This is a genomic window from Paenibacillus sp. J22R160 (genome assembly GCF_059692135.1).
On record NZ_JCAUAU010000015.1, the window covers coordinates 1 to 12,821 of the forward strand.

7 protein-coding genes are annotated in these 12,821 nt (G+C 47.7%); all 7 read right to left on the bottom strand.

Translation table 11 applies throughout. From position 1 onward, the window contains the following. Positions 1–587 precede the first annotated feature (587 nt). On the bottom strand, positions 588–4,160 hold the full coding sequence (locus AC58UW_RS23790) for an OmpL47-type beta-barrel domain-containing protein (protein ID WP_497423073.1): 3,573 nt from the start codon (positions 4,158–4,160) through the stop codon (positions 588–590). 249 nt (positions 4,161–4,409) lie between these two features. Further along, positions 4,410–6,044, bottom strand: coding sequence for a response regulator transcription factor (locus tag AC58UW_RS23795; RefSeq protein ID WP_497423074.1), 1,635 nt, complete (start codon positions 6,042–6,044; stop codon positions 4,410–4,412). Positions 6,045–6,046: 2 nt separating this feature from the next. Further along, complete coding sequence (locus tag AC58UW_RS23800; RefSeq protein WP_497423075.1) at positions 6,047–7,834, bottom strand: cache domain-containing sensor histidine kinase; 1,788 nt, start codon at positions 7,832–7,834, stop codon at positions 6,047–6,049. 103 nt (positions 7,835–7,937) lie between these two features. Continuing rightward, a complete protein-coding gene (locus AC58UW_RS23805; RefSeq protein WP_497423076.1) occupies positions 7,938–9,278 on the bottom strand; it encodes an ABC transporter substrate-binding protein in 1,341 nt (446 codons plus the stop codon). 123 nt (positions 9,279–9,401) lie between these two features. Beyond that, entirely contained in the window at positions 9,402–10,229 is an 828-nt protein-coding gene (locus AC58UW_RS23810) for a carbohydrate ABC transporter permease (protein ID WP_497423077.1), read from the bottom strand. Positions 10,230–10,248: 19 nt separating this feature from the next. Further along, positions 10,249–11,199, bottom strand: a complete 951-nt coding sequence (locus AC58UW_RS23815) for a carbohydrate ABC transporter permease (protein ID WP_497423078.1) — start codon at positions 11,197–11,199, stop codon at positions 10,249–10,251. Between the two features lie 174 nt (positions 11,200–11,373). Continuing rightward, the gene (locus tag AC58UW_RS23820; RefSeq protein ID WP_497423079.1) at positions 11,374–12,819 is read right to left on the bottom strand and encodes a DEAD/DEAH box helicase; all 1,446 of its coding nucleotides are present in this window, start codon (positions 12,817–12,819) and stop codon (positions 11,374–11,376) included. Between the last annotated feature and the right edge of the window lie 2 nt (positions 12,820–12,821).

Genomic DNA, 12,821 nt, shown 5'->3' on the forward strand with positions numbered 1-12,821 from the left:
CGCGTGGGCTTCGCCCACACGAAGGTAAAAGACTGAAAATTCAATTAATATAATTTTGATTATGTCTTGATGGATACTTCTACAAGCTTACACAAACTTCTTGACGCTACCCCTCTCTTGATCTAAAACGCGCAAATTTGATGTACATAATACATGATTTCCTCTCAAAATCAGAAAATACCACTATTTTGCTGCACTTTCTGCAGGAAAATGTCCAGCAGGCAGGAGCAAGAGAACAGTAGAGCAGCAGAGCAATAAAGAGTCCCCAACACCCTCGGGGCTTTAGAGGCTCTATCAAGCTGATGATGCTAAAATCATGCAAAAAGTACATGTAATTCGGCGGTTATTTGCGTTTCTGCGAGACAACATGTACAAAGTACAGTAAATTTCGCAGTTCTAGCCACTTTATACCTAAAACGCTCAAATTTGATGTACTTTTTACATGATTACTCTTCACAAACCTGCAAATCCAATAATTTGCTGCACTTTCTGCAGGTAAATGTCCAGCAGGCGGGAGTAGTACAGCAAGAGAACAAAACAGCCCCCAACACCCTTGGGGGTGTTAGAGGCTCGATCCTGCTTACTCCTTACTTCGTCACTTTCACAGTCAGCTTATCACTGGAAGTAACGCCACCCGCGTTGAGCAACTCACAGCGATATTCGTACACGCCGACAACGCGACCAGCGATCGTGCTCACCGCGCTTTGAGCGCTTGGAGAAGCTGCGTTTAACGCCTTCGTTTCGATCAATATGCCATTCTCGTACAAACGGTATTCCGTCGCATTCGTGCCCCACCACATGTTCATCGATACCTTGTAGTTGCCGTCTCCATCCCAATTGTCTTGGGAAAGCACCGGCTTGCCAGGCGCCGCATCCGTAATTTTCACGACCAACGGAGCACTTGTTGTTGTTCCAAAAGAATTAATAAGTTCACTTGTATACGTATAAGTGCCATTGGCTTTGCCTCTCACTTCCACTTTGGCCGTTTGAGCGGCCGGCGATGCATCAGTCAGCGATTGCGTCTGAATGAGCACACCATTTTCGTACAACTTGAACACGGAGCCGTTATTGCCCCACCACATGTTCATTGTCACCGTGTAGTTACCGTCCTTCAAGCCAGTCGCATGACCGCTATTGTCCGACAACACAGGTTTGCCTGGCGCCCCTAAGGACAAAGGCTTCACAACAGTGATCGTTACAGCGCCTGTATGCACTGTTGTTCCATTTAATGTAACAGCTGCTGTTAACTGTGCAGTACCTTCTGCCAACGCATTGACTTTTCCTTGTGCATCAATGGTCGCCACAGCTCCATTACTTGTGCTATAAGCAATGTCAGCACCGCTAAGATCAGCAGCTGCCCCGTTACTTAAAACACCCGCTACATGAGTCGTTGTTGTTTCACCCGGCTTGAGCGATGTCGCATTCGCCGAAAGCGTCGCTTGGCTGAGAACTACGTTTGCGCTCACAGTAAACGGTACAGTTGCTTGCGCAGCATTACCCGCAGCATCGACAACACGATAGCCTACTGTGTGTGCACCTAGCGTTAGACTGCCTGCTGCAATGGATTGGCCGCTATTGATTACGACATCATCCAGTGTCAACGTCTGCTCAGCTACACCCGAAAGTGCATCTGTACTAGCCAATACAAATGTTAATGTATCTCCATACGTAACATCCCCAACCGCGTGACCGGATTGCGTTAACACGGCCGTCGGAGCGGTTTTATCCAGCTTCACTTGCAAATATTTCACAGCTTCGGCATTCCCTGCTGCATCTGTGGAGGAATACGCAACCGTATTCGTGCCCTCCGTTTGAACCACAACTGGCCCCTCATAAGAAACCGCATTACCGCTGTTCAAGCTAATCATCGTTGTTACTGCGCCAGCACGATCATCCGCTGCCGTCAAAGATACCGTCACATCTTCCTTATACCAGCCCTCACCATTCGCTGAGCCAGACAAGCTCGCTGTCGTAACAGGCGCTGCTGTATCGGCTGCAACTGTGAAGTCGCTTAAGCCTCTTGGCTTCAATTGGAATACGCCTTTAAAAATAGCAGCGACACCCTTGATGTTCACCGTTTCTCCCGCTTGGTAAGGGAATGAACTCAGTGTCAAACCCGTTCTTACATCAACACGGATGTGATTGCTCACTGAACCTTTGACTGCATCAAACTCAAAAGAACCTGCAGGCACAGCGCTGATAATATTGCTCACGGTAACATCGCTAAGCTCAATCAATTGTCCTTGATTGTCATTCGTCACTGCTGTCGCAGCTATTGGCGCCCAAAGTGCTGCAACGCCTGTTTTTTCGATGGCAACTGGATCTGCTAACTCCAGCTCTGTATTGAATACAGCCGTAGATGCTGTAACTTTCACTTTATCTCCTTGATGAAAACCGCTCAGACTTTGGAACACGTAGATTCCGCCTGTTTCATCCTGCAGGTAGAAGGCCTGGCCGCCAAAAGCACCCGGTTCTGTCGTCACGACCCCTTCCACAGTCACCAACGTGCCTGCTGCTTTACTCCTAGCATCGGAGATATCGATCTTCGCTGGAATTGGGTTTTGCTCTTCTGGTAAAGACTCAGCAGGTACGTTGCCTAGGGTAACGCCCTCAGTTTTCAGGTTCGTAGAAACTTGACGCAGGCGCAAATTCGCCGCAGCCGTTGTTCCAGGCTTAACGCGAACCAACAGATCCTTCGTTGCATGACCATTGATATCTGAGGTCACGCTGAACTGTGTACTGTATCCGTATGCTGTAGGCCATGTGCCGTCAGCATTCTGAACCATCGCAATTTGCGTGCCGCCGCTAACCAAATAAATACCTACGTTGAAGCCCGTAACCGTCGTGGACGGAGGCAGGTTATCCACTACAACCCGCACTGGGAAATCCACCGCATTCGGCAGCGTTGCTTGATGCACGAAGCTGTAAGCTGCGCTCGCTGTTGCTGCAGGTCCGCCATAGGAGCCCGCTTTGAAAGTGCTGCGGTCATACCATTTGTAGCCGGCATTTGGTGCCGCCCAAGGCTCTGGTTGCGGCTCTGTAGAATTAGCCGGCGTCTCGAACGGCAGCAGCGCCGTAGGCTGATCCAATTGCAAGCCGCTTACTTGTGACAAGCTTGTGTAGCTTTCTTTTTTCGCAAGCCAATTCACCATATTAACAAGCAGGACGCCGTCGTCCACTTCTTTGAAACCGTCATAAGTCGTCTTTCTCGCGCCTGTATCCTCACGCAAATACTTCGGCGTCGCATCCTCCACCGGTGAGGAATCGCCGATGAATGCGGCTTTACCTGCGCCTGACTTGGCTATGGCGACAAACGGGCCTTCCGCCACGCCGCCTCCGTTATATACACCTTGATCGACTGCATTTGCCCAAGCCTCATTCGTTTGCGGTAAGTACGCAATTCCTTTGGCCTTGGCCGGATCGATGATCGCCAGTGTTGATCCCGCATGCATGGCTACACTTGAAACACCTGTGGTAATACCGAACGACTGCTGCGGCGACACGATTTGGTTGGCATTAATATCGCCTAAAGCGTTATAGCGGAAGCGCAAACCGAATTGCGTTGCTAACCAGTCCGAGCTGGCTACATCCTGCATAGCTGCCGAGGAGCTTTCTTCGGCGCTCATACCGCTGGCTGGATTCGTCCACGCGCCACGACGATAGCCGTTGAAGACTTCCGAACCGTCCCAACGGTTCTTATTGCGGTCCGCATTGTAGTGATCTCCAATGAAGAAGATACTTCCGCCGCCCTGCACATACTGCGCCAGAGCTGCTTGCTCGCTCGTCTTATATGGAACATTAGACTCAGCTACGACAAAAACGTCATAACCGCTCAAATCACTGAGTGTAATAGGTGTTGTTTTGCGCAGTTCTTTGACGTAGTAGCCATTATTCGCCAACGCGTTCCCAAAATCAGAAAAAGCACCGTCGATCACCCAATCCGCTGCACCAGCAGTTTGTTCATGCGTGTTGTCGAACAGCACCTTCTTCCCTGCATTTTCATTGACTACTTTCGCTTCAATGAATGGAGCCGGATCACTTGGCCCTTCCGCCATTACCGCCTGCCAGCTGCTTGAAGCCAGCACTTGTAGAGGTAGCGCTACCGTTAAGGCCAGCGCCGCTTTTATCGCTTTTGCTTTCCATCCCGCTTTCTTACCCATTAGAATTTCCTCCCTTATCATCCATGTGACAAGCCTTGTTTCCACCCTAATTTTACCATTGTTCAAAAAGGGATAGTGCATTTTTTTTGTAAAGATAAGGAAATTCATGTAAGTTGACAATTGGTTTTACGACTCTAATTAGCTCGAAAATGCGCAAAAAAACCTAGCGGGAGCCGCTAGGTTTACTGTACTGCGTCTTATATCTGTCGTGGTAGCGTTACACTCCGTGCCCCTTACTCGCACTACTCTTCACGACGTCGGCTGAGCTCCTTTGGTCTGCCCACGGAAAGCATTCGGTACGGTCCCCGTATGCGCCTTGAACAGCTTCCCGAAATAATTCTTATTCTCGTAGCCGAGCATGTCGGCGATTTGTTCCACGGTTTTATCCGTGATTTCCAAGAGCTCCTTCGCCTTCTCCATCTTCATCCGCGTCACATACTCCACGAAATTCTCACCGGTTTCCTTCTTGAACAGCCGGCTCAAATAACTCGGATGAAGGTGCAGATGCACCGCTGCGTCTTCGAGCGATATTTTCATATGCAAATGATTATAGACGAACCGCTGGCACTCCAGAATCTCGCGGTTGTGCGACTCGCGGTACACCTGTCCGGCCCACTGAATCGCCTGCTGCAGATAATCCTTCAGCCACAATTCCAGCTCTCTCACAGACGACAATTCATGCACATCATGGTGCAAAAGCTCTGAGGAAAATGTCGACTGATAATGCTGCAGCGATTTGAGCCGCATGCGCACATCGAGAATCATCTTCAGCAGCCATTCTTTCACTTCCATAGGCCGAAACCGATGATACTGGATGAAGTCAATCCACTTCGAGACGTACATATCGATCATATCGGACCGTTCATCGAACACTACGCTTCGAAACTCATCCAGCGTCTGGGCATACTCTGCAAGCAGCAGCCCGCCGTCTCCGAAGCCCTCCCGAACATGCTCCAGCTTCATGACTGAGCTTTCCGGCAAGTAGAACCGTAAGCTCCGCCCTTCTATCATCCGCTTCAACTGCTCCTTCAGGGAGCGCACATCCTTGGCTGTACTTCCCGTAACGAAAGAGAACGCGACCTTCGCATATTGCTGCAAACAGCTCTGCAGATGTCGCAGCGTCTGCTCAACCTTCTGGCTGTTGTTGACATGCATGCTGCCATATTGCGGGAACAGCAGAATAATTTCACCCGTATCATACGTGAACAACGTGATTTCCTTCTGATCGACGAGCAGCTCTTCAATGATATTTTGGATGGTGTAATCGAATAAATCCTTGGATTGGAAGCGCTGATTCGCCTCCCTCACCCGGTTGGCATACCCGAAAACCGGCAGCACGCCATGCTGACCAAGTCGAAGACCGAACCCTTCCGCTTGCTGGCTCCACTCTTCCGAATCAAACAATGGCTCATTGACCGTACTCCGGATAAAATGGCGCTTGGACGAACCGCGGCGCAGCGCAGCCTCCCTCTCAAGCTTGCGGCTTTTGGACAACACGTGATCTTCGGCATCAAGCTGCTCCTTCAGTCTGCCAAGCACCTCAGAAATGTTGCTTATATTCATCGTCTCTTTCAGAATATACTCGCTCACAGAAAGCTTCATCGCTTTTTGCGCAAAGTGGAAATCATCATGACAAGAGAGAATAACCGCCTTGATATGAGGGTCCACCTCACGGAGCGATCGGATCAAATCTAGCCCGTTCATTTCCGGCATGCCGATATCGCTGATCAGCACATCGGTTTTGGAACGCCGTCCAGCTTCCAGGGCATCGAGCGGATTCTCGAAGGCTCCTGCCAAACGAAACCCTAGTTCTTCCCATTTGATCGCTGAGCTCAAAAATTCAAGTACAGGTACATCATCATCGACAATCATGACTGTATACATGCTTAGCCCTCCTTTCCTGCCTGCTGCGGAAAGCGCAGTACAATCTGCGTTCCCTGATCCTGCCCGCTTCCGATTTCATAATCGAATCGATGGCCGTAGATGATGCGAAGGCGCTCTAATACATTTTGCAAGCCGATACCAGACAAGGATGGGCTTCGGAAAGCATGGTGATGCTTCGTAGGCAGCGTCACAAGATGTGAGCGAAGCTCTTCCAAACGCTCTGGTGTCATGCCGACACCAGAATCCCTTACCTCGAGCTGAAGCCGCCCATCCTCGCAGATCCTGGAGGCAATTGTAATTTCTCCAGGCTTGCTTTTTAGCCCGTGAATATAGGCATTTTCGATGAGCGGTTGCAGCAGAAACCGAGGTATCTCAATAAGAAGCGTATCTGAAGCAGCCGAAATACGAAGATTCACGCGATCTCCGTGCCTAGAGTTTAGAAGTCGAACGTAATGCTCGATGATCTCAATCTCCTCATGCAACGGGATATACTCGTTATTTCGATTAATGGTCATCCGCAAGAGCGATGATAGGGATGAGATCAATTCTGCGTTCTCCGAATCCCCCTTCATCATGATTTTCAAACGGATGGAATTTAGCACATTAAACAGAAAATGCGGATTAATTTGCGCCTGCAGCATCGCTAGCTCCGCCATCCGTTTGAGCTCTTGCTCGCGGCGGTTCTCCTCCAGCATCAGCTCAATACGATCAATCATGCGGTCAAACACGTACCCAAGCCGACCTACTTCATCCACACCGCTAATGTTGGAGCGTTCGCCGAGTTGACCGGATTCAATCCGGACAACCGTTTGGACAAGCCGCGCAATCGGTTTTGTGAGTGTGCGCACCATATACAGTAGAGTAACGGCAAATAAGACCAAGAAAAAGAGCTGGATGAGAAAATCCGTTTTCCGGAAAGACACAATTTTCTGCGCTGCTGCTTTATAAGGGCTCATATTAACAAGCTGCCATTCTGGCGTCACATGACTGCTGAGCAGAATATAATCTTCCCCCGCCACCTTCACGAAAGAGGACCCATCCTCCTTAGGAAGCTGATCAAAATAGGGAAAAACCGTACCGATAGTCGTGGAATCTTTATCGACCAGAATGCGCCCCTGTTCATCTATGATGGCCATAGATTCATTATTCTTATATTGATTGAAAAGATCTTGCAGCAAGCGAAGCTCCAGCCCAACGATCACATAGCCATAGGTGATATCGTTCTTGCGGAGAGGTTTGGCTGCCGACAGCAGATACGGCTGATTCGTCGATTCGCTGTAATTGGGCTCAGCCCCGATCCACAATACATTGTAGCCGGCTACTTGTTCAACCGCGCTAAACCAGCTTTTTTTCATAAAATCAGTCGGATTAAAAGCAAAGGTCGTATAGGAGGCTACATACTCCTTATTCGGCAGCAAAACCGTCACACTCAGATTACCGAAGGAATCGATAACCGTTGACATCCTTTTCGCTATCGTCTGTTTGTATTGCAACACATCTCCTTTATCAGTTCCCTCATTGGCGATGCCTAATTCCCGGATAGACGGCTGCAATTCCTCATCAAATTGGATGAAATTCATCACATAAATCATATTTTTGATCTGGGCATTAACAATTTGACTAACGATCCGCATCGATTCGCGTGAGGAGTCTGTCACCTGCGATCTTACCGCATCCCTTGTAAACAGGGAGGAGACGTTCATGGAAACAACCGATGGCAGAACGAGACAAACCAGAATCGTCAGCACCAATTTATTGCGTAATGATAACCTGCGAAGCCAACCCGGCACTGCGCTCTCCTGCCTTTCGATGCACCTTTGGAAAATGGGAAAAAGAGGAGCCTAAGGCCTCCTCTTTTCATTATAGCAATAATCTTGCGCGATTCGTTACTTCTTACTTCGCGTTGCTCTTACGGATATCTTCAATTTTCGTTTTAGCTGTTTGGATTGTTTTCTCCAGATCCTGTTTACCTGTCAAGAACAGCTCAACTTGCGTTAAGTATTCTTTCTCTTGTTGCAGCGCATAAGTTGGAGGAACAACCAGTTTCGTTGCTTTATTGACTTTCAAAGTAGCAAGCAAGGATTCTTTATCGATCATGGCAACTTGATCTGGTTTGCCGCTTTTCAAAATCGCATCAACGTTTTTCTCAACATCGGCTTTTTTCCATGCGGAGAAGAATAGACCTTGTGTTTGAATACCTTCCGTTGTGTACCATTTCACGAAATCATAGGCCGCTTGTTTATTTTTGGAGTTCGCAGCTACACCCATGAAGTCAGCGCCTACTTCTGTCAGACCGTTTGGATCCTTGGCGTCAAATTTTGGATATGGAGCAAAAACGGTTTTGAATTTCGCGTTCAGGGAAAGCTCGCCAACCATCCAGTTACCTGTTGCTAGCATAGCTGTTTTACCGCCGTAGAACACATCACGGTAAGCCATTTTTTGCGATACAACTTCAAAGTAAGGTACGGATGTTTTATCTACATTCTCCATTTTGTTTCTCAGGTCAAGCGAGTAACGAACTTTCGGATTGTCGATGTTTTGCGTGCCATCAGATTTCACCAAGTACGGGTTCTCCATGTCATTGTTCAGACCAAGCAGCGCGTAGTCTTTCCAGTTATGGAAGTAGGAACCGTAAGACTTCGAAGCCCCTTCACCTTTAGTCAACTTCTTAGCGTATTCGGCATATTGATCCCATGTCCACTCTGTTGGAACAGGAAGCTTAGCTTCATCCAATTTATCTTTGTTCAAAAGCACGAACCATTCAATCATTTTACCTGGCAGTGCATAATATTTCCCATTTACGATTGGATCAAGCTTATATTCGTCTTTAACGACAATGTTATCTTTTTTCAAGTACTCATCAAGGGGCTCCAAGATTCCTGCGCCTACACGTTGAGCGAAATCGGATGCGCTGGAATACATAACAACGTCCATTTGCTCGCCTGAAGCAGCTAGAAGGTCAAGTTTTTTCATCCCTTCTTGGGAATCGCCTTTCTCGGACATGCTTTCATAGACAACTTTTACGTTCGGGTGCGTCTTGTTGTAAGCATCAACGGTTGCATTCCAGTTCCCTTGTGCTTCTGTGTACCAACCTTGAACTTTAATGGTAACAGGAGCTTTCGTACCGCCCGCAGCACCGCTATCTGCAGCAGGTGTTTCGCTTTTATTGCCGCAGCCTGCAAGTGCAGCACTGATAGCTAGTACACCGCTTAATACTAGTAAACTCTTCTTCATAGGAACCCCTCCAAGTGAGCTTTGATTTGTGTGAAAACCTTTACATGACCGATCGTAACAAACTTGCGAGTAGCGCACGAGGCACTATTTTAACCTCATGCACTCTTATTTTGACATTTTGAATTAACCCTTCACGCCGCCCATCGAAATGCCTTCGATAACCTGCTTTTGCCCAATAATGAAAATGATCAGGAGCGGAACGATGGCCGATACAGACGCAGCCATGATCAGAGAGTAGAACTCACCGTTCAAGTCGGCGAAAGACCGGATGCCTAACGGAAGCGTGAATAAATCTTTGGTTCTAAGGAAAATCAACGGGTTCTGGTAATCGTTCCATGTCCAGATGAAACGAAGAATCGCATACGTAGCAATGGCCGGACGCACAAGCGGCGTACAAATGGACCAGAAAATTCTTATATGACCAGCACCGTCAATCCGAGCTGATTCCATGTACTCATCGTGAATACCTAGATAAAACTGACGAAGCATGAATGTTCCGAGAACACTGAAAGAACCTAGTAGAATTAATCCAAAGTGACTATCGAACAACCCGATCCAGCGGAAAAGCAGGAACTGCGGAACGAGAATGGCTTGGCTGGGAATCATATAGATAGCAAGAATTAGTACGAAGAGTGCGCCTCGACCGCGAAATTTGATCTTCGAGAAGGCGTATGCGGCCATAGAAGAAAGCAAGACGGATAACGCCGTCGTTAATACCGATACCTTAATGGAATTCCAATAATATAGCGAGAATTTTGTTTCCCAAACTGCTTTATAATTTTCAATCACATTCCAATGCTGCGGGATCCACTGAATCGGATAAGCGAACACGTCGGCTTCCGGCTTCATAGAAGCGGAGATCATCCATAGGAACGGTGACATAAATAGTATGCCAACGACAAGCATGACTAATGTAAGGACAGTTTTTTTCAACTTTTGATTCTTGTCCATTGTGGTATTCCTCCTTCTCTTAGTAGTTCACCCATCTACGTTGTCCAAGCCATTGTACAAGTGTTATCAGAAGCACAAGCAACAGAAGTACAATTGCCATAGCAGAGGCATAACCGGATTGCAGGTTAACAAAGGCTGTTTCGTATAGACGATAAACGACCACGGTCGTGGAGTTCGCTGGTCCACCGCCAGTAAGGACCATGATAACGTCAAACGCTTTAAAAGTTCCGATAATCCCCGTTACTAGCAGGAAGAAGGTTGTAGGCGATAAAAGAGGTACCGTGATGCTCATAAGCTGTCTGAACTTGGACGCCCCGTCAATATCCGCTGCCTCATAGAGATCTTTGGGAATAGACTGCAAGCCCGCCATGAAAATAATCATGTTATACCCGATACTGATCCAAACCATAAGTCCCATGACGCAATACAAGGCAACATCAGGGTCAGCTAGCCATTTCGGCGGATTCGCAAAGCCTAGATCCATCAAAACTTGGTTAATTGGACCGTACGTTGGGTGAAATAACACCTGGAACACGATCGCTACGGCAACAACGCTAGAAATGTAAGGAATAAAGTAAATAACTTTGAAGAAATCTTTTAAATAGATTTTTTTATCGATGACGACCGCTAGAAGAAGCGAAAATACGAGAGTTAATGGAACGACGATCATTAGAATCATGTTGTTCTTCAGGGATAATAAGAAGACGGAATCGTGCACAAGCTTGATAAAGTTATCTAAGCCGAGAAATTTCACTTTCGAAAAACCGGCAACAAAGTTCCAATCCGTGAAGCTGAGGAAGAAGGACGCAATAATTGGAAATAAAGTAAAGACAAATAGTCCGAGTACCATTGGAGCAACGAAGGCGTATCCGATCAGGTCCTCGCGTATTTGCGCCATCGAACTTCTGCGTTTCACTTTCACTTTCGCATTTGAAAGGGTGCTCGAATGTGTATGTGTATTGTTGGCCATATGATTATTCACCCCATGTGTTGTGTTTTCTATAGTCTACCCTGAGAGGGGCGGCACGGGTAAGTCAAATAATTTACTCGTTTGAGTAAAATTTTAACCTTCAATGACTTCTAGAATCCCTTTTATGGACGAAAAAAATCCGCTAAGCCATAAGGCCCATCGGATATTCTCGCCTTACTTATTTGCTTCATGCACTTTCAGGAGCTTCCCCTTGATCGTGGTGTTCTTCATAATTTTGAGCACCATCGGGCCTTTGCCATTCAGTATATCCACATACGAAACATTGTCCTGAATCGTAATAATGCCGATATCTTCAGCTGTTACACCTTCAATTTTGGCTAATGTCCCAACGAAGTCTACTGCTCTAATCTTTTTCTTTTTCCCGCCGTTAAAATAGAGCTTCATGATGCCCTTGTTCAACTGGTCGCTTCTGTCTCTCTTGATAACCGGCGTCGCTTGCATCTTTTGCTCAAAGGCTGGTAAGCCCTGAGCGACTTCTTCCTCTGTGGGAGCGGCTTTGCGCGGGATCTCGAATCCAAGATATTCTTCGATCTCGGCTACATGTCTCATCTCATTCGGAGTAACGAATGTGATGGCTTTGCCTGTCTTCCCTGCTCGGCCCGTTCTTCCGATCCGGTGGACATAACTTTCCTTCTCTAGCGGCAGGTCATAGTTAATGACGTGAGTAATATCCTCCACATCAATCCCTCGTGCCGCGACATCTGTGGCCACTAGGAAACGGAACTCGCCTCTTTTGAATGCGTTCATCACCAGGAATCGATCGTCCTGCACCATGCCCCCATGGATTTTGTCGCACGGATATTCAAGAAGCTCCAACTCCCGGAAGACATCATCTACATGTTCTTGCGTTCTGCAGAAAATGATGCAATTGTCAGGATTCTCTGTCACGAAGACATCCTTAAGCACATTAAACTTCTCGGTTTCTTTCACAGTAATCAGCGCGTGTTCAATCTGGACCTTCGCCGCTTCCGGTGTTTGAATTTCAATATCTATCGGGTTCTGCATATATTGATGACATAATTGTTCCACGTCCTGCGGGAGTGTTGCCGAGAACAGCATCGTCATACGGTCCTCGCGAACCTCATCAATGATTGCTCCCACCTGCTCAATGAAGCCCATCCTCAGCATCTCATCCGCTTCATCGATGACGAGCATCTTGACCTTCTCCAAATCCAGCGTGCCCTTCTGAATATGATCCAGTACACGTCCCGGTGTACCGACAACAACATGACACTTCTGGTGAAGCTCCAGCTTCTGCTTGGCAAAAGGCTGCTTACCATATAACGCCACCGCTTTAATCCGCTTGAACCGCCCAATGTTCGTGATATCCTGCTTCACTTGATCCGCGAGCTCTCGCGTTGGTGTCAGAATTAGCGCCTGCGGCCGATTCTCTTCCCATTCGACCAGCTCACAAATCGGGATTCCGAAAGCCGCCGTCTTCCCGCTTCCCGTGCGCGATTTCACCGTGAGATCCTTCTCCTGAAGCGCAATCGGAATCACTTCGTGCTGGACGTCAGTCGGCTGCTCATAACCTAAGCTCTGCAAGGCCCGGACGATATCCTCGCTCAATTGATAATCCGTAAAACTTCTTAATGCCACTA